This window comes from Pigmentiphaga litoralis, from assembly GCF_014651835.1.
GTDB classification, from domain to species: domain Bacteria; phylum Pseudomonadota; class Gammaproteobacteria; order Burkholderiales; family Burkholderiaceae_B; genus Pigmentiphaga; species Pigmentiphaga litoralis.
The window spans coordinates 2,381,198-2,404,491 of the sequence record NZ_BMXQ01000001.1 but is presented as its reverse complement, the minus strand read 5'-3'; the positions used below and the strand labels follow the sequence as shown (position 1 = coordinate 2,404,491).

24 protein-coding genes are annotated in these 23,294 nt (G+C 64.3%); 15 read left to right on the top strand and 9 right to left on the bottom strand.

Annotated elements, in window-relative coordinates; translation table 11 throughout:
* The first annotated feature begins 63 nt into the window (after nt 1-63).
* The 3 genes from IE116_RS10850 (at nt 64) to IE116_RS10840 (ending at nt 2,754) form a co-directional block, all read left to right on the top strand.
* Nucleotides 64-519, top strand: a complete 456-nt coding sequence (locus IE116_RS10850; protein WP_189612329.1) for a MarR family winged helix-turn-helix transcriptional regulator — start codon at nt 64-66, stop codon at nt 517-519.
* A gap of 8 nt (nt 520-527) precedes the next feature.
* On the top strand, nt 528-1,958 hold the full coding sequence (locus IE116_RS10845) for a DHA2 family efflux MFS transporter permease subunit (RefSeq protein ID WP_189612327.1): 1,431 nt from the start codon (nt 528-530) through the stop codon (nt 1,956-1,958).
* 115 nt (nt 1,959-2,073) lie between these two features.
* Nucleotides 2,074-2,754 (top strand): TetR/AcrR family transcriptional regulator, encoded by a 681-nt coding sequence (locus tag IE116_RS10840; protein WP_189612325.1) that lies wholly within the window; start codon nt 2,074-2,076, stop codon nt 2,752-2,754.
* Nucleotides 2,755-2,799: 45 nt separating this feature from the next.
* Here IE116_RS10840 and IE116_RS10835 read toward each other — a convergent pair whose 3' ends face one another.
* Genes IE116_RS10835 through IE116_RS10815 form a run of 5 tightly spaced genes read right to left on the bottom strand, consistent with a single transcriptional unit; the run spans nt 2,800 to nt 7,364 of the window.
* On the bottom strand, nt 2,800-3,504 hold the full coding sequence (locus tag IE116_RS10835) for an ABC transporter ATP-binding protein (RefSeq protein WP_189612323.1): 705 nt from the start codon (nt 3,502-3,504) through the stop codon (nt 2,800-2,802).
* Nucleotides 3,505-3,518: 14 nt separating this feature from the next.
* Nucleotides 3,519-4,295, bottom strand: a complete 777-nt coding sequence (locus tag IE116_RS10830) for an ABC transporter ATP-binding protein (protein ID WP_189612321.1) — start codon at nt 4,293-4,295, stop codon at nt 3,519-3,521.
* A complete protein-coding gene (locus IE116_RS10825; protein ID WP_189612319.1) occupies nt 4,285-5,286 on the bottom strand; it encodes a branched-chain amino acid ABC transporter permease in 1,002 nt (333 codons plus the stop codon). The genes IE116_RS10830 and IE116_RS10825 overlap by 11 nt, the downstream gene beginning before the upstream one ends.
* A 17-nt stretch (nt 5,287-5,303) precedes the next feature.
* The gene (locus IE116_RS10820) at nt 5,304-6,179 is read right to left on the bottom strand and encodes a branched-chain amino acid ABC transporter permease (RefSeq protein WP_189612317.1); all 876 of its coding nucleotides are present in this window, start codon (nt 6,177-6,179) and stop codon (nt 5,304-5,306) included.
* A gap of 27 nt (nt 6,180-6,206) precedes the next feature.
* On the bottom strand, nt 6,207-7,364 hold the full coding sequence (locus tag IE116_RS10815) for an ABC transporter substrate-binding protein (protein WP_189614567.1): 1,158 nt from the start codon (nt 7,362-7,364) through the stop codon (nt 6,207-6,209).
* Nucleotides 7,365-7,614: 250 nt separating this feature from the next.
* On the opposite strand from IE116_RS10815, the gene IE116_RS10810 reads away from it, so the two are divergent.
* Nucleotides 7,615-8,082 carry a VOC family protein gene (locus IE116_RS10810; RefSeq protein WP_189612315.1) on the top strand — a complete coding sequence of 156 codons (468 nt, stop codon included), beginning with the start codon at nt 7,615-7,617 and terminating at the stop codon, nt 8,080-8,082.
* Nucleotides 8,075-9,322 (top strand): FAD binding domain-containing protein, encoded by a 1,248-nt coding sequence (locus IE116_RS10805; protein WP_189612313.1) that lies wholly within the window; start codon nt 8,075-8,077, stop codon nt 9,320-9,322. Before IE116_RS10810 ends, IE116_RS10805 begins: the two co-directional genes overlap by 8 nt.
* Before the next feature lie 76 nt (nt 9,323-9,398).
* Here the strand turns inward: IE116_RS10805 and fumC are convergent, their stop codons facing one another.
* On the bottom strand, nt 9,399-10,787 hold the full coding sequence (gene fumC / locus IE116_RS10800) for a class II fumarate hydratase (protein ID WP_189612311.1): 1,389 nt from the start codon (nt 10,785-10,787) through the stop codon (nt 9,399-9,401).
* A 123-nt stretch (nt 10,788-10,910) separates the two neighbouring features.
* Here fumC and pap point away from each other — a divergent pair, with 123 nt between their 5' ends.
* Together pap and IE116_RS10790 are read left to right on the top strand one after the other, a co-directional pair.
* The gene (gene pap, locus IE116_RS10795; protein WP_189612310.1) at nt 10,911-12,404 is read left to right on the top strand and encodes a polyphosphate:AMP phosphotransferase; all 1,494 of its coding nucleotides are present in this window, start codon (nt 10,911-10,913) and stop codon (nt 12,402-12,404) included.
* 118 nt (nt 12,405-12,522) lie between these two features.
* Nucleotides 12,523-13,788 carry an MFS transporter gene (locus IE116_RS10790; RefSeq protein WP_189612308.1) on the top strand — a complete coding sequence of 422 codons (1,266 nt, stop codon included), beginning with the start codon at nt 12,523-12,525 and terminating at the stop codon, nt 13,786-13,788.
* A gap of 7 nt (nt 13,789-13,795) precedes the next feature.
* Here IE116_RS10790 and IE116_RS10785 read toward each other — a convergent pair whose 3' ends face one another.
* Entirely contained in the window at nt 13,796-15,235 is a 1,440-nt protein-coding gene (locus tag IE116_RS10785; RefSeq protein ID WP_189612306.1) for a M20 family metallopeptidase, read from the bottom strand.
* Nucleotides 15,236-15,390: 155 nt separating this feature from the next.
* On the opposite strand from IE116_RS10785, the gene IE116_RS10780 reads away from it, so the two are divergent.
* The 4 genes from IE116_RS10780 (at nt 15,391) to IE116_RS10765 (ending at nt 18,585) form a co-directional block, all read left to right on the top strand.
* Nucleotides 15,391-15,705 carry a hypothetical protein gene (locus IE116_RS10780; RefSeq protein ID WP_189612304.1) on the top strand — a complete coding sequence of 105 codons (315 nt, stop codon included), beginning with the start codon at nt 15,391-15,393 and terminating at the stop codon, nt 15,703-15,705.
* A gap of 91 nt (nt 15,706-15,796) precedes the next feature.
* Nucleotides 15,797-16,015 carry a hypothetical protein gene (locus IE116_RS10775; RefSeq protein ID WP_189612302.1) on the top strand — a complete coding sequence of 73 codons (219 nt, stop codon included), beginning with the start codon at nt 15,797-15,799 and terminating at the stop codon, nt 16,013-16,015.
* Nucleotides 16,016-16,274: 259 nt separating this feature from the next.
* A complete protein-coding gene (locus IE116_RS10770) occupies nt 16,275-16,469 on the top strand; it encodes a DUF1328 domain-containing protein (protein ID WP_189612300.1) in 195 nt (64 codons plus the stop codon).
* Nucleotides 16,470-16,527: 58 nt separating this feature from the next.
* A complete protein-coding gene (locus IE116_RS10765; protein ID WP_268249243.1) occupies nt 16,528-18,585 on the top strand; it encodes a hybrid sensor histidine kinase/response regulator in 2,058 nt (685 codons plus the stop codon).
* A 130-nt stretch (nt 18,586-18,715) separates the two neighbouring features.
* On the opposite strand, the gene IE116_RS10760 is transcribed toward IE116_RS10765, so the two are convergent.
* Complete coding sequence (locus IE116_RS10760; protein ID WP_179585297.1) at nt 18,716-19,162, bottom strand: ferritin-like domain-containing protein; 447 nt, start codon at nt 19,160-19,162, stop codon at nt 18,716-18,718.
* 240 nt (nt 19,163-19,402) lie between these two features.
* On the opposite strand from IE116_RS10760, the gene IE116_RS10755 reads away from it, so the two are divergent.
* Entirely contained in the window at nt 19,403-20,155 is a 753-nt protein-coding gene (locus IE116_RS10755) for a PIG-L family deacetylase (protein ID WP_189612296.1), read from the top strand.
* A 97-nt stretch (nt 20,156-20,252) separates the two neighbouring features.
* On the opposite strand, the gene IE116_RS10750 is transcribed toward IE116_RS10755, so the two are convergent.
* A complete protein-coding gene (locus IE116_RS10750; RefSeq protein WP_189612294.1) occupies nt 20,253-20,483 on the bottom strand; it encodes a hypothetical protein in 231 nt (76 codons plus the stop codon).
* Between the two features lie 133 nt (nt 20,484-20,616).
* Here IE116_RS10750 and IE116_RS10745 point away from each other — a divergent pair, with 133 nt between their 5' ends.
* Genes IE116_RS10745 through IE116_RS10735 form a run of 3 tightly spaced genes read left to right on the top strand, consistent with a single transcriptional unit; the run spans nt 20,617 to nt 23,260 of the window.
* Nucleotides 20,617-21,588, top strand: coding sequence for a diacylglycerol/lipid kinase family protein (locus IE116_RS10745; RefSeq protein WP_189612293.1), 972 nt, complete (start codon nt 20,617-20,619; stop codon nt 21,586-21,588).
* Complete coding sequence (locus tag IE116_RS10740) at nt 21,585-22,409, top strand: metallophosphoesterase family protein (protein ID WP_189612291.1); 825 nt, start codon at nt 21,585-21,587, stop codon at nt 22,407-22,409. Before IE116_RS10745 ends, IE116_RS10740 begins: the two co-directional genes overlap by 4 nt.
* Nucleotides 22,406-23,260 carry a phosphatase PAP2 family protein gene (locus tag IE116_RS10735; protein ID WP_229828097.1) on the top strand — a complete coding sequence of 285 codons (855 nt, stop codon included), beginning with the start codon at nt 22,406-22,408 and terminating at the stop codon, nt 23,258-23,260. Before IE116_RS10740 ends, IE116_RS10735 begins: the two co-directional genes overlap by 4 nt.
* The last annotated feature ends 34 nt before the right edge of the window (nt 23,261-23,294 follow it).

Sequence of the window (23,294 nt, the reverse complement as noted above, 5' to 3'; positions counted from 1 at the left end):
ATCATATAGTTAGATTAACTAACTATCCGAGCGCGGGGCCGCGGTCCCGCCGCCGGCGCCTTCATGCCCGACCTGCCCGACCGACCCGACCTGCCTTCCACCGCATCCGTTGAACTTGCCGCCGCGCTGCGGCCGGCCATCCTGCGCCTGAACCGCCAGTTGCGGCGCGAGACCCTGTCCCTGGGCGTCTCGCCGCTGATGGTCATGGTGCTGACCACCATCGGCAAGGAACCCGGCATTGGCGTCAGCGATCTGGCCGTCCGCGAAAACATGCGGACCGCCACCATGAGCACGCACATCAAGCAGCTGGAAGAGCAGGGCTATGTGGTGCGCGACCAGACGCTGCACGCCGATCGCCGGCGCGTGGGGCTGGCCATCACCAGGCAGGCCGAGCAATTGATCAGCGACGTGCGGCGGCTGCGCACGGACTGGCTCGCCAGGCGGGTTGCCAGCCTGCCGGCAGCTGAACGCGCGGCGCTGGCCAAGGCCGTCAACGCACTGACCCTGCTCGGAAACTAGGGGACGCCATGTATCACCACACCAACGATCTGCCCCTTCTGCAACGCATCGGCGCGCGCATCTCGCCCATGGTTGTGCCGCTGATCGTGGGCTGTGCCCTGTTCATGCAGATGCTCGACGCAACCGTGATCGCGACCGCGCTGCCCGCCATGGCCGTGTCCTTGAACGAGGATCCGGTGCGCATGAACATTGCGATCACCGCGTACCTGCTCAGTGTGGCGGTGTTCGTGCCGATCTGTGGCTGGGCCGCCGACCGCTTCGGCGCGCGCCAGGTGTTCGCGGCCGCGATCGCGCTGTTCACGGTGGCGTCGATGGGTTGCGGGTTCGCGCAGACCCTGCCGCAACTGCTGTGCGGCCGCGTGGTGCAAGGCTTTGCCGGCGCCATGATGGTGCCCGTGGGCCGCATCGTGCTGCTGCGATCGGTCAAGAAAAGCGAGATGGTGCGCGCCATGTCGTTCCTGAGCATGCCCGCGCTGCTGGGGCCGATCATGGGGCCGGCGCTGGGCGGCTTCCTGGTCACCTATACCTCGTGGCGATGGATCTTTTTCATCAACGTGCCGATCGGCTTGCTGGGTGTGGTGCTGGTGCTGCGCCATATCAAGAACATCGATGGCGGGCAGGCACAGCCGCTGGATGTGATCGGCTTCATTCTGACCGGCCTGTGCCTGGCCAGCCTGGTGTTCTCTTTCGATGCCATGGCGCATGGCGTGCTGTCGCCCCTGGCCACCGGCGCCATGGTGGCCGGCGGCCTGCTGTGCGGCTGGCTGTACATCCTGCATGCGCGCCGCACGCCGCATCCCATCCTGGACTTCAGCCTGCTGAAGGTTCCGACTTTTTCCACGGCCATCGTGGGCGGCAATCTGTGCCGGCTGGCGGTTGGCGCGGTGCCTTTCCTGTTGGCCATGCAGTTGCAGGTCGGGTTCGGCTTGACGCCGTTTGCCGCCGGCATGCTGACCTTTTCCGGCGCGGTCGGTGCGCTGGCCATGAAGGTGACCGCGCCGCGCATCATCCAGCGTGCGGGCTTTCGCAAGGTACTGATGGTCAATGCGATTCTGACGGGTCTGTCGATCATGGGCTGCATCCTGTTCGACGTGGACACGCCCCACATGGTGATCCTGGCCGTGCTGCTGCTGGGCGGCTTCTTCCGGTCCTTGCAGCTGACTGCGGTCAATACCCTGGCCTATGCCGACATCACGTCCGAGCAGATGGGCCGGGCCACGGGCCTGGCCAGCGTGGCCCAGCAGCTGGCGATCAGCCTGGGGGTGGCGCTTGCCGCATTCTCGCTCAAGACCAGCATGCATCTGCGCGGGGTGACGGTGCTGGAAGCACGGGATGTGATGCCCGGCTATCTGCTGATCGGCATCGCCTTCTTTCTGTCGATCTGGTACTTCCGCGGACTGTCGTTGACGGCAGGGGCCGAGGTGAGCGGGAAGAAGTGACGACCCTGGCTTGACGACAGACAACCCGCATGAGATCGTGCAGGTGATCGACTGATAATCAGTCGGCGCCTGCATTTTTTTCGCCAACCCGTTTCTGCAATCGACACCCAAGGTCATGGTCAAGTCAACGAAAGCCGTCGCCGCCCCCGCTTCCGACTCGGAACCCATCCCCGGCATGAAGCGCCTCGCGCCCGAACAGCGCGAACAGCAGATCGTGGCGAAGGCGATCGAGCACTTCACGCGGCATGGTTTTTCGGGCAGCACCCGGGAGCTGGCCCGCGAAATCGGCGTGACGCAGCCGCTGCTGTACCGCTATTTTCCAAGCAAGGAAGCCCTGATCGACCGGGTGTACAGCGAAGTGTTCAGCTGGCGCCCGACGTGGGAAACGGTGCTGACCGACCGCAGCATTCCGCTGGCGGCCCGGCTGGTGTCCTTCTACAGCGATTACGCGCGCGTGATCCTGCGTGAAGAGTGGATACGCATCTTCATCTTTGCGGGCCTGACGCGTGAAGGGATCAACAACACCTACCTGAGCAAGCTGCGGTCCAAGGTGTTCCTGCCGGTGCTGGCCGAGATCCGCCACGAGTACGGCATTGCGGCGCCGGTGGGGGCGGCTGAACTGGAACCGGAGATCGAACTGGTGTGGGCGCTGCACGCCAGCATCTTCTATCTGGGGGTGCGCAAGTGGATCTACGGCTTGAAGATCCCGAAGGATATCGACGGACTGATCGAGACCAAGGTCGCCGCCTTCCTGCACGGCGCCCCGCGCGTGATGGCGGACCTGCGCAAGGGCTGAGCCCAGCACGGGGCGCTGCGCGGCGCGGCGCCGCGCCCCCTGCGTTCACACGGCGCAGTAACGCTCCTGGATCGACGCATCCGCCAGCATGGCCGTCGCATCATTGGCGTACACCACTTCCCCCTGGTCCAGAATGTACGCGCGGTCGGCGATCCGAAGCGCCAGTTCCACGTTCTGCTCGATCAGCAGGATGGTGACGCCCGACTTCTTCAGCGCCGTGAAGTACTCGAACATCTCATCGACCAGCAGCGGCATGATGCCTTCCGACGGCTCGTCCAGCAGCACGAACTTGGGCTTGGCCGCCATGGCGCGCGCGATCGTCAGCATCTGCTGCTCGCCGCCGGACATGGTCACCGCCTGCTGATCCAGGCGTTCCTTCAGCCGCGGAAAGGTGTCGGCAATCTCGTCAATGATTTCCGATTCGCGCGCATGCAGCGGCGAACGCAGCAGGCCCAGGCGGATGTTCTCGCGCACGGTCAGCCCGGGGACGATGCGCCGTTCTTCGGGCACGTAGGCCAGGCCGCGCGCATAGCGGGCATGCGCCGGCAGGCCCAGGATTTCCTGGCCATCGAAACGGATGGACCCTTTCACCTTGGTCATCAGCCCGGCCACGCTTTTGACGGTGGTGGTCTTGCCCGCGCCGTTGCGGCCCACCAGGCAGACCAGTTCGCCCTGATTGACCTGCAGGTTCACGCCTTGCAGCACGTGGGCCTCGCCATACCAGGCATGAAGATCTTGAATGTGCAGCATGATGGTTGCCTCTTTCAATGATTGCCCTGGCCCAGGTAGACCCGCTTGACCTGCTCGTCGCAGCGGATGTCGTCGGGGGTGCCTTCGGCCAGCAGTTCGCCGTGATGCAACACGACGATCCGGTCGCTGATGCCCATGACCATCTTCATCTTGTGTTCGACCAGCACGACCGTGCGCGCCTCGACCAGTTCGCGGATCAGATGCATCATCGTCTTGGTCTCTTCCGGACTCATGCCTGCCGTCGGCTCATCCATCAAGAGCAGCTTGGGGTCGGCCGCCAGCGCCACCGCGATCTCCAGGCTGCGCTGCTGGCCGTGCGCCAGTTCATGCGCGCGATGCCGCGCCCGTTCCTGCAGGCCGACCGTGCGCAGCAGGTCCATGGCGCGTTCTTCCAGTCCGGCCAGGCTCGCCCGCTTGCGCCACAGACCGTAGCGCGACACATGCGCCTGCAAGGCGATCCGTACGTTTTCCAGCGCCGTGAAGCGCGGAAACAGGTTGGTGATCTGGAAGGACTTGGCAATGCCGATGTGCGCGAAGTCGTGCGGCTTGAGGCCCGTGATGTCCTGGCCGTCGAAGATGACCTGACCGCCGCTGGGCGCATGCGCTCCCGACAGCATGTTGAAGTAGGTGCTTTTGCCCGCGCCGTTGGGACCGATGATCGACGTGAGACGGCCACGCGGAATGCGGACCGAGATGTCCTTGAGCGCCAGGAATCCGCCAAACCGTTTGCTCACGTTGCGGGTCTCGATCAGTGTGTCATGAAGGGTGTCGTCCAGGCGTTCAGCGGTCATGGCGAAGTTTCTCCAGCAGGGTGCCCCAGACGCCTTTCGGGAAGAAGAGCACGAAGAACACGAACACGGCGCCCACGTACAGCTGCCAGTTTTCGGTGTATTCCGAGATGACATCCTGGATGACCAGGAACAGGGCGGCCCCGACAAACGGGCCGAAGTAGGTGCCCATGCCGCCCAGCAGGCAGAGCATGACCACCATGCCCGACGTGGTGTAGGCCAGCGTTTCGATGGCGACGCTGGACAGGTGGATCGCGTACAGCGCCCCGGCCAGTCCGCAGAACGCCGCGGACAGCACGAAGGCCAGCAGCTTGGTGCGTTCGACGTTGAAGCCGCAGGCCCGGGCCCGTGATTCGTTCTCGCGGATGGCTTCGATCACGCCGCCGAAGGGCGATGCCAGAATCCGCGACAGGGCCACCAGCGCCACCGCCACGAAGGCCAGCATGAAGTAGTACTTCTCCATGGGGTCCAGCAGGTTCAGGTGCAGACCGAACAGCGACACGTCGGCCACGTTGGCGCCACGCAGCCCGTTCTCGCCGCCCGACGCCGGCAGCTGATAGACCAGGAAGTACACGCACTGCGACAGCGCCAGCGTGACCATCGCGAAATAGATGCCGCGGGTGCGAATGGCCAGCAGGCCCATCACCAGCGCGACCACGGCGGCCATGGCCACGGCGGCGGGGATGGCCCACCACCAGGCCGCGCCGTGCTGCGCGATCAGGATGCCGGCGGTGTAGCCGCCGACCCCCAGGAAGGCCGCATGCCCGAACGACAGCAGACCGGTATAGCCGAACAGCAGGTTGAAGCCGACCGCATACAGACCGAAGATCAGAATGTTGATGGCCACCGACTGATAGGGCATCAGCCAGGGGAACACGGCAAAGAAGGCCAGGGTGAACAGCACCCGGTGGCGCGCGACAAAGCCGGGCCAGGCCAGCGCGGGCACCGGACGGGACGGCGCCGCCGGAAGGGGGGGATGGAGGGATTCGCTCATGATGACTCGCTAGGGTTTCAGGTCATGAGGCCGGCGCGACCGAACAGCCCTTGCGGACGGAACAGGAGCACGATGGCCATGATGACGAACATCGAGACTTTGGCGGCCTCGGGAAAGAAGAGCACGGACATGCTTTCGGCGATGCCTACCAGCAGTCCCGCGACCACGGCGCCAGTCAGCGAGCCCATGCCGCCGACCACGGTCACGACGAAGGCAACGATCAGGACCGACGTCCCCATGTCGGGCGACACGCCTTGCAGCGGCGCGGCCAGCACGCCAGCCAGGGCAGCGATACCCGTGCCGACACCGAACACGATCAGCCAGACCTTGGAGATGTCGACGCCCAGCACCCGCACGATGACCGGATCCCGCGCGCCGGCCCGCACGATCAGGCCCAGCGACGTCTTTTCGATGAAGAACCACAGCACCACCAGCAGCGCGACCACGACGCCGATCACGAACAGGCGATAGGTGGGGAAGTCGGCAAAGCCCAGGTTGGTCGCGCCCTGAAGGATCTCGGGCGTATCGAAGGGCAGACCCGCGCGGCCAAAAATCATCCGCACGGCTTCGACCATCATGTAGGCCAGGCCGAAGGTCAGCAGCAGGGGATAGTCGATCCCGCGGCCATACAGCGGCCGGATCAGCCAGCGTTCGCACACCATGCCGATCGCGGCCACGATGATCGGCGCCAGCAGCATGGCGAGCCAGAAGCTGCCGGTTTTCTCGGCCACGAAAAAGCCGGCGTACGCGCCCAGCATGTAGAACGCACCGTGCGCGAAGTTGACCACGGTCAGCATGCCGAAGATCAGCGACAGCCCCACGGCCAGCAACACATAGATGGCGCCCAGTGCCAGTCCGGTGAACAACTGCAGGGCGATGAGATCGAATGTCATGCGGGATCTTCCTGAAAAGGGGGCACGTCAGCCCTTGAAGCCTAGCGTCTCGCACGAACGCAGCAGGGTCTCGCTGGGCGGTTCCACGTGCAGCACCTTGAACACTTCATCGGGGTTGCTGGCCTGGGCCGCCGCCGACTGGATCACTAGCACCGACTGCACCGATTGCTGATCGCAGCCACGGTAGTACTGTGCGCCCTTGTAGGTGTCGTACTTGAGCGCGCGCAGCGCCGAGGCGACCTTGTCCGGTTCGGTGGAGCCCGCCGTCTTGACCGCCATCAACAGCGACTTGACGGCGGAATAGGCCATCGCGCCGTAGTCGGACGGATAGCGATCCTTGTTGGCCGCGCGAAACGCCGCGTTGAAGGTCTTGGCCGATGCCACGGTGTCCTGCAGCTTCCAGTAGTACTGCGTGCCGCCGATGACGCCGTCATAGGTGCTGGCGCCGCCCGACACCCGTGCGGTGTAGGTCAGGATGGGCGTGACGAAGCGCATCTGTTTTTTCATGCCGAAGTCGCCGGCCTGCTTGATCGAGATGCGGTTGTCGGCGCCGAAGTTGTTGAACACCAGCACGTCGGCATTCATGGCGCGGATGCGAGGCAGGAAGGCCGAGAAATCGGTCGCGCCCAGGGGATGCTTGACTTCGCCAACCACCTCGGCGCCCATCTCTTTTGCGACAGCGGTAAAGCCGCGCGTCATTTCATGGCCATAGGCGTAATCGGCCGTCAGGAAGGCGACTTTCATGCCGCGCTTGAAGACGTACTTGCCCACTGCCTGGGTCGTCATGTGCGGGTTCAGCGCTTCATGAAAGGTATAGGGGCTTGCGTCGGTGGCTTCGTTGATCGCGTCGGACTGACTGATCGACACATACAGCACCTTGCGCTGCTTGGTCACGTTGTTGATCGACAGTTGCGTGGCCGCCGACAGTCCCCCCACGATGAAGCGGACGCCTTCCTTTTCGATCAGTTCCAGCGCGCGGGTGGCGGCTTCTCCAGGGTTGAGCCGGTCATCCCGTACCAGCAGTTCTGCCTTGCGCCCGCCCAGGCCGCCGGCGTCGTTGAATTCCTTGGTGGCCAGTTCGGCATTGCGCACCTGGTCCTGCGCTTCGGCGCCGTAGGGGCCGGTCAGCGGAACGGGCAGTCCGATCTTGATGGCCTGTGCATGCGCCAGGGCGCAAACGCCCATCAGCACGGCGGTCGAGGCCAGTCGCAGAGCGGGGCGGTGGGGGGAAGGCAGTGGCATGTGGGTCTCCTGATCGGCATGTCCCGGACGGGATGCATTGCTGTTTATCATTCGATAACTTTGAGTTCTGGCGGCTTATTTGTCAATCGATCAACAGAGGGGGAAACCCTAGGCCGGTTTGCTGCGTGAAGGCTTGCAGGCGGCGGACAAACGCGCTTAGTATTTATCCATCGATAACTTAACGGAGACGATCATGCCGATCAGCAAGCTGGCTCATTTTTCTGTGCGCACCACGGATATTGAGGCCACGCGCCGCTTCTACACCGGGATCCTGGGCTTCAAGGAAGGCTATCGGCCGGCGTTCAAGTTTCCCGGCGTCTGGCTGTATCGCGGCGGCGATGAAGCCGACTACGGCGTGGTCCACATCATCGGAATCGACAAGGACGATCCTTCGGGCCTGACCGAATACCTGGGCGAGATGGACGAGTCGAGCCTGCACGGCAGCGGCGCGATCGACCACGTGGCCTTCCTGGCCACCGACCTGGCTGACATGCGGCGGCGCCTGAAAGAGGCCGGCCTGGAATGCCGCGAGCGCACAGTGCCCGACATGGGGCTGCACCAGGTGTTCATGGAAGACCCGTCGGGCGTCACCATCGAATTGAATTTTCCAGCGGCCGAAGCTCTGGCCGACGTCGTGCAATCGGGGGGCCGTCATGACTGAAGCGCGCAAGACTGAATCCGGAAAGACTGAATCTCGCAGGGCCATCGTCGTGGGCGGGTCGCTGGGCGGCCTGTTTGCCGCCAATCTGCTGCTGCGAGCCGGATGGGACGTCCACGTGCACGAGCGGGTGGCCGACGAACTGGAAGGGCGGGGCGCGGGCATCGTGACCCATCCGGAATTGATGGAGGCTCTGGCGGCCATGGGCCTGCCCACCGATGACGCGATTGGCGTGTCGGTGCAGGAACGGATCACGCTGGCCCAGGATGGGTCGGTGCTGGGCCGGCGCGCCATGCCGCAGGTGCTGACCGCCTGGGGCCGCCTGTACAGCATTCTGAAATCCGCTTTTCCTGCCGACCGGTATCACAACGGCCGGGAACTGGCGGCTATCGAACAGCGTGACGGCGCCGTGCACCTGGTGTTCCGGGATGGCTATCGCGATCAGGCCGACCTGGTAGTCGCCGCCGACGGCCTGCGGTCAACCATCCGCAAGGCGCTGCTGCCCGATGCCAATCCGGTGTATGCCAGCTATGTGGCGTGGCGCGGCCTGGTCGACGAATCGGTATTGAGCGAGCGGGTACGCGAAGAACTGTTCCCCTACTTTGCCTTTGGCATTCCGCCGTGCGAGCAGATGATCGCCTATCCGGTCGCGGGCCAGCACAATGGCGTGGAGCCTGGCCGGCGGCGCTTCAACTTCGTCTGGTACCGGCCGGCGGACGAAGCCACGACCTTTCGAGACATGGTCACCGACGCGACGGGCCGGGTCTGGATGGACGGCATTCCGCCGCCACTGATCCGGCCGGAGTTCGTCACGCAGGCGCGACAGGCCGCCCGCGACGTGTTGGCGCCGCAATTTGCAGAAGTGGTGGAGAAGACCGAAAACCTGTTTTTCCAGCCGATCTTTGACCTGGAAAGCCCCCGCATTGCGCTGGGGCAGGTGGCCTTGCTGGGGGACGCCGCTTTCGTGGCCCGGCCGCATTGCGGCATGGGCGTGACGAAAGCGGCGGGGGACGCGATGGCGCTGGTGGAGGCCTTGACCCACCACGCCAGTATTCCGGATGCGCTGGTCGACTACGAAGCGCAGCGGCGGGACACCGGTGCGTTCATTGTCGGCCATGCCCGCGCGCTGGGCGCCTACATGCAGGCGCAGCTGCGGACGGCCGAAGAACGCGAGATGGCGGAACGCTATCGCACGCCCGAAGCCATCATGCGCGAAACGGCCGTCGCGCCGGTCAGGCACTGAGGCGGAACGAGCCAGGATCTACCGGCATCGGGCGCCGGGCCATCCCATCCGCTAGCGCCCCAGCCGGCTCGTCCCCTTACTTTTCGCCGGTCATGTCCGACGGCACGACCCACTTGTCGAACTCTTCTTCGGTCAGGTGGCCCAGGGCCAGCGCCGATTCCTTGAGCGACAGGCCTTCCTTGTGCGCCTTCTTGGCGATCTGGGCGGCCTTGTCGTAGCCGATGTGCGGGTTGAGCGCGGTCACCAGCATCAGCGACCGGTCGACCAGTTCGGCGATGCGGTCGCGGTTGGGCTCCAGGCCGACCATGCAGTTCTTGTCGAAGCTGGCCAGGCCATCGGCCAGCAGGCGCACCGACTGCAGGAAGTTGTGGATGATGACGGGCTTGAACACGTTCAGTTCGAAGTTGCCGCTGGCGCCGCCGATGTTCAGGGCGACGTCGTTGCCCATGACCTGGGCCGCAATCATGGTCAGCGCTTCGGACTGGGTCGGGTTGACCTTGCCCGGCATGATGGAGCTGCCGGGTTCGTTCTCGGGAATGCTCAGTTCGCCCAGGCCCGACCGCGGGCCGCTCGACAGCCAGCGGATGTCGTTGGCGATCTTCATGGCGCTGGCCGCCAGGGCCTTGAGCGCGCCGTGCGCAAACAGCAGGCCTTCATGCGAGGCCAGCGCCTGGAACTTGTTGGGCGCCGACACGAACGGCACGCCGGTGTCCTTGGCCAGCTCGGTGGCCATGCGGGTCGCGAATTCGGGGTGCGCGTTCAAGCCGGTGCCGACGGCGGTGCCGCCAATCGCCAGCTGATACAGGCTCTTGGTTGCGGCGCGCAACTGTTCGTCGGCCAGCGCGAGCATGGCTTCATGGCCCGACAGTTCCTGCCCGAGCGTAAGCGGCGTGGCGTCCTGCAGGTGCGTGCGGCCGATCTTGACGATGTCGTCGAACGCCTTGGACTTGGCCGAGATGGTGTCGCGCAGATGGGCAATGGCAGGCAGCAGGTGCGACTGGACCTGCATGGCCGCCGCCACGTGCATGGCGGTAGGGAACACGTCGTTGGACGACTGGCCGCGGTTCACGTGATCGTTCGGGTGGACCTTGCGTGCTTCGCCACGTTCGCCGCCCATCAGTTCGGACGCGCGATTGGCGAGCACTTCGTTCATGTTCATATTGCTCTGGGTGCCCGAGCCGGTCTGCCAGATGCTGAGCGGAAATTCGTTCGGCCACTTGCCGGCGATGACTTCGTCGGCGGCTTTCTGGATCGCGTCGGCAATGGCGGGGTCCAGCGCGCCCAGTTCGGCGTTGACCTTGGCGGCGGCGCGCTTGACGAAGGCCAGGGCCTCGATCAGCTGCGGCGGCATCTTTTCCGTCGAGATCGCAAAGAATTGCAAGGACCGCTGGGTCTGCGCACCCCAGAGATGTTCGTTGGGGACATCGATCGGACCGAAGGTGTCTTTCTCACTGCGGGTACTCATGCTCGCGCTCCTATGCGTGGATTAGGAATCATTTCAGATTAGCAGACTCTTCCTGGCTGCCGCCTTGTGCCCCTGCGTGCGACTGTGGTAAAGCCTTCCAGAGGCCATAACCAGGAGAGCCATGTGTTCGAGTCAGCAGAACGTGATCCCGTCATGTCCAAGGACGACTTCGCGGTGCGCGAAGCAGAGTTGCGCACCGCGCTGCTACAGCGGCAGTACGCCTTGCTCGAAAAGGCTGACCGCACCGTGTTGCTGGTGGTGGCCGGCATCGACGGGGCGGGCAAGGGATCGACGGTCAATCAGCTCAATGAATGGATGGATCCGCGCAATATCCATACCCTGGCCTTTGGCGTCGAAACGCCCGAGTCGGCGCAACGCCCGGCCCTGTGGCAGTACTGGAACGGGCTGCCGCCCAAGGGACAGCTGGGGATCGTGTTCGACTCCTGGTACGCACCGCTGATGGCGGAAGCGTCGAGCAAGCGGCCGGACCCGGACGCCATCGCCTTTCTGGCGGCCGAGATCCAGCGTTTCGAGGCCCTGCTGGCGGCCGACGGGGTGCAGATCATCAAGCTCTGGTACCACCTGTCGCGCGATGCGCAGGCCAGCCGCATCCGCAAGCAGCTGGCCGATCCGGCCACGGCCTGGCGGGTATCGAAGGCCGATCGGCTGGTCCACAAACGCTACGATCGCCTGCGCCGCGCCGGCGAAACGGTCATTGCCGCGACCCAATCGGCGCACGCGCCGTGGCAGGTCGTGCCGGGCGCGGACGACCGACTGCGCATGGTCACGACAGCCACCGCGCTCCTGGATGCCTTCAATCGCAAGTTGCCCAAGGTCGTGCCCCTGCCGGCGCAGGCAGGCGCCCCGGCGTTCGTGCGGCGGTCGCCGCATGCCAGCATGCCCGCGGCCATGCTGCCGACGGCGCCCATGGCGCCCGAGTCGTACGAGGTACGGATGGACGCGGCGCAGGCCCGGCTGGGCCAGCTGGTGCGCAACAAGGCGTTCAAGGACCGGTCGCTGGTCCTGGTGTTCGAAGGGATCGATGCGGCGGGCAAGGGCGGCGCCATCCGCCGCATTACCCACGCCCTGGACGCGCGGCAGTATTCGGTCATGCCGGTCAGCGCGCCCACCGACATGGAAAAGGCACACCCCTACCTGTGGCGCTTCTGGAATCGCCTGCCGACGCATGGCCGCGTCGCCATCTTTGACCGGTCCTGGTATGGGCGGGTGCTGGTGGAACGCGTCGAAAAGCTGATCGGCGCCGAGGTGTGGCGCCGGGCGTATGACGAGATCAACGACTTTGAATCGCAACTGCAGGAAAGCGGCGCGGTGGTGATGAAGTTCTGGCTGGCCGTGTCGCAGGAAGAGCAGTTGCGGCGCTTCAATGAGCGGGCCGAGACGCCGTTCAAACGGTTCAAGCTCACCCCCGACGACTGGCGCAACCGCGACAAGTGGGAAGACTACCGGCGCGCGGCGGATGTCATGTTCGAACGAACGGATACCGTTGGTGCGCCATGGCACGTCGTCGCCACGGACGGCAAGCGCCAGGCGCGCGTGCAGGTGATTGAGGCCGTGACGCAGGGGCTGGCCAAGGCCCTGGGCAAGCGCGGCGTGTAAGCCTCGTGACGGCGCCCGTGCGGAATGTGGATGGCGGGGCAAGGGCGGGACCGGGTAAAGTAGAGGCTACCTTCGCATTTGATCCCGCCCCGGGGTCGTACCGGTCCTCCCGCTCCGCATGTCGCCTGCCCCTGCTTCCCCCGCTTCTTCTGCTTCCACTGCGTCTTCCCAAGGCAACCGACCGGGCCAGCCCGGCACCGGCTGGGTCCTGTTCGTCACACTGGCCATCCAGGCCCTGGCATCGGCCGCGACAATCGCACCCGCCGTGGTCGGGCCCGTGGTCACGCGCGACCTGGGGTGGTCGCCCAGCCTGATCGGCATCTACATGGCGCTGGTGTACTTCGCGGCCATGTTCACCAGCGTGGTCGGGGGCACGCTGGTGAGCCGGTTTGGCGCCATGCGCTGCAGTCAGGCCTCCTTGCTGATCAGCTCAGTGGGCATGGGCTTGCTGTGCGTGGGCAATCTTCCGTGTGCGGCAATCGGCGCGGTACTGGTGGGCATGGGCTACGGGCCGATCACGCCGGCCAGTTCCTTCCTGCTGCTGCGTACGACGCCGCCGCATCGCATGTCGCTGGTGTTCTCGATCAAGCAGACGGGCGTGCCGGTCGGCGGCGTGATTGCCGCGCTGGTCGTGCCGCAGATCGAAGCCCTGGTGGGCTGGCGGCTGGCGCTGGCGTCGACCGCCATTGCCTGTGTGCTGTGCGCATTGATCGGACAATCCGTGCAACGCGCGCTGGATGCGGATCGGGACGCCCCGGCGGCCTTTCAATGGCGCGACCTGATCAGGCCCGTGCAACTGGTGTGGCGCACGTCGGCCCTGCGCATGATGGCCTTGTGTTCGTTGCTGTTCTCAACGATTCAGCTGGCGGTGACCTCGTACCTGGTCACTTTCCTGAACCTGTCGTTGGGCTGGACGCTGATCGCGGCGGGGGTGGCCCTGTCGATTTCCCAGGTGGCGGGCGTGGTCGGCCGGATCCTGTGGGGGGTGGTGGCCGACCGATGGGTGGCCCCGCGGACCCTGCTGGGCATTCTGGCCTTGATGATGGCGGCGGCGTCGGTGGGCGTGGCGCTGCTGCAGGAATCCACGCCGTTCGCGGTGGTGGCCGTGATCGCCGCGGTGTATGGGGCGTCGGGCATCGGCTGGAACGGGGTCTTTCTGGCGGAAGTGGCGCGGCGGGCGCCACCGGGCCTGATCGGTCAGGCCACCGGCGGCACCCTGTTGTTCACTTACCTGGGGGTGTTCGTCGGGCAACCCTTGCTCAGCACCATCGCGGTGGCGGCCGGCAGCGACGGGGTCGGCAACTATGCCGTGGCGTACGCCGTGCTGGTCGTGCCGGCACTGACGTGCGCGTGGCTGCTGCTCAAGGCGCGCGGCAAGGAATGACGAGCGTCTAGCGTACGCCGGCCACCACCTGCGCCACGGCCGCCGTCAGCTTCTTCACATAGGGGATGTGCAGAAACTCGTTGGGTCCATGGGCGTTTGACTTGGGCCCCAGCACGCCGGTGATCAGGAACTGGGCTTTCGGAAAGAACTCGCCCAGCATCCCCATGAACGGAATCGTACCGCCTTCACCCAACCAGGCCGCCGGCTTGCCGTACACGTCTTGCGAGGCAGTATTGAGCGCGTCCTTGAGCCAAGGTGCCGTGGCCGGCGCATTCCAGCCGGTGGCGCCTTCACCGCCGACGAAGCGGACGTTGGCCTGATACGGCGGATTTTCTTCCAGCTTGCGTTTGAGGACCTGCGCGGCAAAGTGGCCGTCGACCGTGGGCGGCAGCCGCATGCTCAGTTTGAGCGAGGTCTTGGGCCGCAAGACGTTGCCGGCCGCGTCGATGCTGGGGAAGCCGGCCGCGCCGGTCACCGACAGGGCAGGGCGCCACGTGCGGTTCAAAATGCCTTCGACCGGATCCGTGGTGGTGGGCATGGCATGCGCATGGCCATCGGCGCCATGCGAACACCCGACCCACGGAAATTGCGTCCACACCTGATCGCCCAGGATGTCGCCCGCCGTGCGGGCCTGTTCCATCCGTTCGTCGGGAATTTCGGCCTGCAGCTCGGGCAGCAGCACGGTGCCAGTGGCCGGATCGTCGATCCGGTTCAGCAATTGGCGAGCGATCCGGAACGACGACGGGACCAGCCCGCTGGCCATGCCCGAATGCACGCCTTCGGTCAGCACTTCGACTGTCAACACGCCGCCGGCCAGGCCCCGCAATGAGGTCGTCACCCATAGCTGGTCGTAATTGCCGCAGCCAGAATCCATGCCGACCACGAGCATGACGTCGCCAAGCCGGGGCGCCAGCATGGCCAGATACGGGGGCAGGTCGAAGCTGCCACTTTCTTCGCAGGTTTCGATCAGGCCCACGCAGCGGGGGCGCGGCGCGCCCTGGGCGTCGATGGCCAGGATGGCGGTCAGCGCGGCATACAGCGCATAGCCATCATCGGCACTGCCGCGGCCGTACAGCTTGCCGTCTTCGATCTTGGGGATCCAGGGGCCGAGGTCCTCGCGCCAACCTGTCATTTCGGGCTGCTTGTCGAGGTGGCCGTAGAACATGACGGTGCGGTCGCTGCCCAGGCCTTGCGTGGCCGGGACATCGAAAAACAGGCAGGGCGTGCGGCCGTCGATCGTGACGATCTCGACGTGCAGTCCGGCAATGCCTTGCGCAGCGGCCCACAGCTTGGCCGAGGTGATGACCTCAGCCAGGTAGCCATGCTCGGCCCAGTTCGGATCGAAGGCCGGCGACTTGGCGGGGATGCGGACGTAGTCAACGAGGCGGGAAATGATGTCGTCGTCGTAACGACGAGCGATGGTGCTTCCGAGGTCGGAGAGATTCATGGCGGGCTCTGCGTTCTGGCTGGATATCCCAGTGTAGTCCTCCGCGCCGCGGCGTTGGCGCGCCGTGCGCGTGCGCCAGGGCACACCTTTTGCTCTGGGAATGTCCGAGATGCCCCGGTCGACGGGGCGTCCGACGACACTGGCGGGAAACGACGATGGACAACGCAAAGCATCTTTACACAGTGCTGGCAATTATGGGTTTTGTGGCGCTGCCGGTGCTGATGAACAGTGAACGCATTGCCGCGTTCGACGACTTCATTGCCCCGCATGCCCGGTTGTTCGACGTCGGGCCTGGCTTTCCTGGCGGACGGGACATGCGGCCGGTCGGCATCGCCCCCGCCGCGAACAGCACCATCGAGCAGCGCTGGATCGACGAGGCGTCGGACAAGCGCTGCAGGACGGCGCCGGTACGCGCCGACGGCAGCCACGCGCCGGATCGCACACCTGCCGGGCGCTGCCTGATCGTCTGATCATCCGCGCGTTGGGTACGACTCTTGCAAATTGCTCGACCGGTGGTTTTGAAAACTTCCCTTTTCTACCCTTTCTACAGGTACTGACGCCATGGCCATGTCCAAGCACCTTTCCGCACTCTCCCGCAAGAATGCCAGCCGCCACGACGATGGCGCTCCCCGCGAAGAGGCAGAACGCCGCCGCATGAAGCCCAGGAAATTCCTGCAAAACGCGTATGAATCGATGGAAAGCGACGTCAGCGTGCTCTATCAGACCGCCATGCGAGGGTTCTATCACGCTCAGCGCCGCCGGGATCGCGCGCAATCGTAATTTTGGACGGCGCATGTAATTTTTACGCCGGTCGCGGTAAGAAAGTTTTGCAGGACACGCTGGTCAGTCCGGACCCGAACCCCCGAAACCCCAGCAGTATCAACGTTTTAGCAAGTATTCGACAAGCTGGCACAGTAGTTGCATATAGGTCTGGGCAAGCCGGTTACGGCAATGAAATTCAGACGGTTCCAAGACCGTCATTGGCAAGACACTGCAAGAAGCAAGTCAAGTTGCTTCTTGGGTAGACAAGGAGAGAAACATGTTGCGCTGGGCTATTATCTTTTTCGCGATTCCCCTGCTCGTAGCCATCGTCGGCATGGGTGGAATTGCCGCGAGTGCTGCTGAGATCGCCATGGGCCTCTTTGTTGTTTCTCTCATCGCTTTTATCATGACGTTCTTTGTGACGACCCCGGACGAAGAAGAAGACCGCTACGAAGGCGAGTGGCAGAACTGAGGTTCCGGATTGAACGTGGTTTTGAAAGTGTGGCTACCTTGTGACCGACGTCAATGCAATGAGTGATGACCATGCGCCTTCATCACACCCCAATGATTTCGGCTTCCGTGACCTGGCTGACCAAGCGCCATGTGTCCTGTGGATGGCCGGGCTGGGTGGCGACTGGCAATACGTCAACCCTGCGTGGACGCGCCTGTCGGGTCAGGCAACGATGCGAGCCACCGGAAACGGGTGGATGGATGTCGTATCCGAAAAAAGCCGGGATGCCCTTGCCGCGGCTTTCGTGAAAGGCGCGGCCGACGCCGCTGCATTCGACGTTGAAGTGTGTCTGACCACGGCCGATGCGGCCGGCCGCAAGGTAACGCTTCGGGCGACGCCCGTGATGCAGAACGGCAAGGTCACCGGTTTTTCGGGCTCGATCGCCCCTGTCGATCACGCACCCAAGGCGGTGCTGTCGGACGACGAACAACGACAGCTTTTCCGCAACCGGCGTGAGCTGGAGACATTGGTCGAGAACTCTCCCGATGTCATCGCCCGCCTTGGCCGCGATCAGCGGCACCTGTATGTGAACCGCGCCACCCGCGATGCCTTTGGCATTGAAGCCAGTGATTTCATCGGCAAGAGCATCTCCGAGATGGGGTTTCCCGACTCGGTAGCGGCAGCTTACGACAAGGCTGCCCAGGAAGTCTTCCAGTGCGGCGAGGAACGCGCGTTCAACTTCACGTTGGAGGACAGCGAGTCCCGCACGCGCCACTTCACCACCCGCATCCTTCCCGAATTCGAACGTGATGGCAGCATCGATTCGGTACTGGCCGTCACTTATGACGTCACGCAGCGGACCGAAGCCCAGCTCGAGCGCGATGCACTGTTGATCCGTGAACAGGCGGCGCGCTTCCAGGCAGAAGCCGCTTCGCGCGCGCGCGACCAGTTCCTGGCGATTGTGTCGCACGAACTGCGCTCCCCGCTCAACGGCATTCAGAGCTGGACCCATGTGCTGGAAAACCGCGTGGATACCGGCACGCCGTCGGTCGCACGTGCGATTGCCGGCATCAAGACGGGTGTGCAGCAGCAAGTTCGCATGATCGAAGAGTTGCTCGACGCAACGCAGGTCATGACCGGACGCCTGCGCATGCCCAAACAACCCTTCACGCTTCAGCCCGCCATCGATGCCGCCATTTCTAGCGCGTCCAAGGCAGCGGCCGAACGCAATGTGTCGGTGACGACGGCGTACCCCGAATTGCCGGTCCGTATCGTGGGCAATGCCGAGCGGGTCGAGCAGATCATCTGGAACCTGTTGACCAACGCCATCAAGTTCAGCCCCCAGGGGTCGGACGTGAAGGTGACGATCGAAACCAGCGATATCGACGTGCGCATCTCGGTGGTCGACCAGGGCAAGGGGATCTCTGCCGAATTCATGCCTTTCCTGTTCGATCCTTTCCGCCAGGCCGACTCGTCCAACACGCGTCGCACCGAAGGCCTGGGTCTGGGCCTGACGCTCGTGCGCCAGCTGACCGAACTGCATGGCGGTCGTGCCGTTGCGTACAGCGATGGCGAAAACCAGGGATCGACCTTTTCGATCTACCTGCCGCTGCGCAATGAAGCGGATTCGGAAGATGAAGGCCCGCGCGCGGTGCAGACCGTGGCTGGAGACGACAAGCCGCTCAGTTCCCTGGAAAACGTGCGCGTGTTGCTGGTCGATGATCAGAAAGAAGCACGCGACTCGTTGTCGGAATTGCTGACCCATATCGGCGCGCAGGTTGCGCCAACCGCTTCCGGCCAGCACGCGCTCGATCACTTGCGCCAGTGCGGTCCCGACGATGCACCGCAGGTCATCATTTGCGATATTGCGATGCCGGACATGGACGGGTACGAGACCCTGAAGCAGGTGCGGCTGCTGGAGCGTCAGGTATCGACGCGGTTTCGCGGTCCGATTCCTGCCATTGCACTGACGGCGTTTGGTCAGCGTGAAGATCGTGTCAGGGCGTTGGCCAATGGTTTTCAGGTCTACCTGACCAAGCCCGCCAATCCGGCTGAGTTGATTGCCGTGATCACGTCGCTGACGCGTCCTGCCGCGCAGGCGACGCCGGGCCAGCGAGTGGCGAGCAGCGTGCACTGAACGTCGCTGCCCACTGAACGTCGCCATCAACGGTCAGGCCAATAAAAAGCGCCTCGATATTCTCGAGGCGCTTTTCTTTTGCCGCCACGCCAGAGGCATCAGCCTCTGGCGTCGATCAGGTCAGACCTGATCAGCTGGTGGCGCGCATCCGGTCACGCAGATCGCGGATCTGGTCGTGATTGCGCACGACGCCTTCGTACTGGGTCTGGACCAGTGCCAGGATTTCGGCAGGCAGATCCTGCTTCAGGGCGTCCTGATAGCGGGCCTTGGCGACGTCTTCGCCACGCTCGCACTCTTCCAGAATGGCGAGGTCGGTACGGCCGGCAACCGCTGCCTTCAGGCTGACCCAGCCGCGATGAACGGCGCCGCCCGCGGTGCCGCCTTCTTCAGGCTTGCCACCCAGGGCCGACACCTGTTGGCGCAGTTGCGCAGCACCCGACGCGCAGTCCGACGCACGGCGCAGCAGCAGGGCTTTCAGTTCGGGATTCTTTGCGTCTTCGGCGGCCTGGCGGAAGCCCTTGTCGCCGTCGTTGCTGATTTCAATCAGTTCATTGAGCACAGAGGTAATTTTCGTCATGGCTAGTCCTTTGATCGGTACGTCACAGGGACCGGATGGCACTGCAGGGCAGCGTTCCAGTTTCTGGAAGCTACTCAGCAGGAATCGCTCCTGCCGGTCGGCAGGCACTTGTGGCGATCGTCGGTGCCACCGATGCCGCCTCGAAGCATTGATCGGTGTGCTGAAAGTCCATAACGCCACCGTGTAAAAATGGGCATGGATATTGCATTCCGGGGATGACCCTTTTGTGATTGTGCCCCCATGCCGATGTTGAGCGCAGTACCGCAAGCCCCCGACCACGCTGCCGTCTGCGCCGAACGTGGCCGCTGGGCACTGGCTGGACTTCCTTCCATCGCACCCGCGTTGATGGTGCCCGAAGGGCGTCGTGCCGTTGTCGTGACGCCAGATCCCGATGACGAAGTCGTGTCCCTGGGCGGGCTTATCCACGGGCTGCATTTCCTTGGGCGGCCGCTTACCATCATTGCCGCGACCGGTGAACCGGGCGCGGCGTCAATTCATAACCCACCGGAATACCATGGCGAAGCCCAGGTGCAATACGCGCCTTATTCTGGGGCGCTGCATCGTCTTGGGGTGACTGGCCGTGCAGACAGCGACATGGCGCCGTGCCGGGTGATGCATGCAGGTTTGGAAAAAGGCACGCTCCATCGCAACGAAACGGCGCTGGCAGCCTTTCTGGCATGGCGGCTGCAGCCTGGGGACGTCATGTTTGCAAGCTGGCGCTTCGATGGCGATCCGGATCACGAAGCCGTCGGGCGTGCCGCGTTGGCCGCCGCTGCCATTGTCGGCGCCAAGTGCATTCCCGTTCCGGTGCATGCCTGGGCCTGGGCCGCGCCTGGGGATACTCGGATTCCGTGGCACCGCGCCCGCCGTATCGAGGTCGATCAATATGGCCTGTATGCCAAGCGCAAGGCATTGTCGGGCGACGGCGTGCCAGGCGATGCGCCACTGCGAGGCGCAACGGCGCACCAGCCCTGCGAGATCGTGCTGCTCTGATTCGGGACAGTCCTGGGCGTTGTCCCGACCGAGACGACAAAAAGGCTGGCGCGTGCCAGCCTTTCTTCATTCCGCGGAGTCACGCTCCGCGTGCCCCTTATTTGTTCGGGGCCTTTTGCGGTTTGAGTTCCCAATCCGCTTCGTTCTTTTCGGATTCGATCCGCTTTTCGGCATTTACCGCGGCGCCTGGGGAAATCGGGTCGCTTGCAGGAAATGTCTGGTCCAGGGACTCGTCCAGCAGTTCCTGATAGGTCGGGACTTTCTTGTCCTTATCGGCCGTGCCATCCAGACGCTTGTCTTCTTCGGTTTTCTTTTTGTCGGTGGTCATCGTTCACCTCCATGTGTCAACGGCAACAGTGCTCTGCGAGTGTTACAGCAAGCGGTGTGCCCGACAGGAGTATGGGACCATCGCAGCTTGCTCAACACACTCAACACTAAGCACTTCTGCTAAGGCGGCATGCATGGAAACGCTGAACGTAGGCAAGACGGTCGCTGCGGACGCACCGTTCTTTATCGTTCTGAACAGTGGCTCGGGTCGCAACGACGCCGACGAAACCAGCGGGATCGTGCGCCGGGTTATGGAAGACGCGGGTCGCCGGGTCGAAATCTTCAAGGTGGGGGATGCGTCGGACCTGGCAAATACCGCGCGTCGCGCGGTAGAACTTGCAAAGGCCCAGGGCGGGGTCGTGGTCGCGGCGGGCGGCGACGGCACCATCAATGCCGTTGCTCAAGTGGTGCTTGGACAGGGCTGCCCCTTCGGCGTGCTGCCGCAGGGCACTTTCAATTACTTTGGCCGTACGTGGGGCATTTCGCAGGACACGGAAGAGGCGGCACGCGCATTGCTCGATGCCACCATCTCTCCTGTACAGGTCGGCATGCTCAACGAACGCCTTTTTCTGGTCAACGCCAGCCTGGGTCTCTATCCCCAGTTGCTGGAGGATCGCGAGACCTACAAGCAGCAATATGGCCGCAGCCGCTTCGTGGCGTTGCTGTCGGGCATCATGACCGTGATGCGTTCGCATCGCCGCCTGCACATCGACATGGAGCAGGACGGGCAGACCCGCAGACTGCGCACGGTCACGCTGTTTGTCGGGAATAATCGGCTACAGCTGAAGCGCGTCGGGATCGAGGAGTCCGATGAGGTGCATGCCGGCCGCCTGGTCGCGATTGCATTGCGCGACATGAGCGGCCTGGCCATGCTGGGACTTTTGTTCCGCGGCGCGATGCGCAAGCTGGGCGGCGCCGACGACGTGATCGATTTTTCGTTCACCCGGCTGGTGGTCAAGCCGCGTTCCGGCAGCCGCTCGCGCCGCTTCAAAGTAGCGACCGATGGCGAGATCCTGTGGATGGAAGCCCCGCTGGTATTCAAGGTCGCGGCCGAGCGCCTCCCGCTGCTGGTTCCCGCGCCCGATCAACGCAAGGAGGAGGCGTGACGGTAGTTCTGCAAGTCTCGGATCCCCATTTTGGCACCGAAAGGCCGGACGTCGTGGAAGCACTGTTGCGCCTGGCGCGCACCCTTGACCCGGATGTGTTGCTGATGTCGGGCGACATCACGCAGCGCGCCAAACCATCGGAGTTCGCGGCCGCCAAGGCCTTCGTGGACCGGGTTGGGGCGCGGCAGGTTGTGGTGATACCGGGCAACCACGACATTCCCCTGTTCAATCTGTTTGCCCGCGCCGTGTCGCCTTACGGGCATTACCAGGAAGTATTTCCCGGGACGCTCGAGCCCGTGCTGTCGTCCCCCGACCTGCTGCTGATCGGCGTCAATTCGACGCGCAACTACCGTCACAAAGACGGCACGGTGTCGGCCGAGCAGATTGCGCGCGTGTCCGCTGCGTTGATGAAACGGCGGCCGGGTCAGCTGGGGATCGTGGTGGCGCATCACCCGGTGCATGTGCTGTCGCCGCAGGAAAGCAAGAACCTGCTGCATGGACATCGCGCGGCCCTGGGCACCTGGGTGCTGGCCGGCGCCGACCTGGTGCTGGGCGGTCATATCCACTTGCCGTTCGTGCGGCCGGTCAACGATGCATTGCCGGGACTGGGCAGAGATGCCTGGGTGGTGCAGGCCGGAACGGCCGTATCGACGCGCACGCGTGCCAACGCGCCGAACTCGGTGAATGTCATCCGGTATTCGTCATCGGTCGACGCGGGCCGTTGCGCCATCGAACGCTGGGATTGCGCCGATCCCGCGGAGGGCTTCACGCGGGTCGACCAGATCCTGGTCACGCCCAGCCGAGGAAGCCGTTCTTCATGACGCTGGAGTCCACTGCGCAATGGATAGGCACGCATCCGGTCGCATCCTATGTCGCCACCACGATCGGCACCTGGATGCTGGCCGGTCTGCTGGCCTGGGTGCTGCACTGGACGGTCCGGCGCGGGCGTGACCGATGGCGCGATCGCCTGCCACCACGCGCCTGGCTGGGCATTTATGCCGGCGCGGGCGCGGCGGGCTTGCTGGTGGCCATGGCGGCGTTCGCCGAACTGGCCGAGGCCCTGGAGGCCGACGAGACCCTGGGCCGGTTCGACGGCCTGCTGGCCGATGCGCTGCGCACCGATCCGTCGACCCGCATGCTGGAAATGCTGGCCTGGGTGACTCGGGCCGGCAATCTGGAAGCGCTGGTGATCGTTGGCCTGCTGGTCGGCATCGCGTTATTGATCGCGCGCCGCCGCCTGTTCTTCTGCGCCTGGGTCATCGCGGTGGCGGGCAACGGCGTATTGATCCGTGTACTGAAAGCCATCTTCCAGCGCGTGCGGCCGCTGCATGAACATGGCTTTGTCATCGAGCACGGCTGGAGCTTTCCCAGCGGTCACGCCTCCGGGTCGCTCGTGACCTACGGCATGCTGGCCTACCTGGCGCTGCGGCTGGCGCGCCCCCCGCTGTCGCTGGTGCTGGCGGGCGCTCTGGTGGCCTTGTTCCTGGCGATCGGCTTCAGCCGGGTGTTCCTGTATGTGCATTACTTCAGCGACGTGCTGGCGGGATTCGTCTCGGGCGGCGCGTGGCTGGTGCTCTGCATTGCCGCGTGTGAAGTGGTGCTGCGAACGACGCCCGCGCGCGATGTGGACCGGGCGGCGGGCGAGCCGGCGGGGCAGACGCGGTCGCTCTGAAGTTGGTCGGGCCTTGCGGGACCTGAATGTCCAG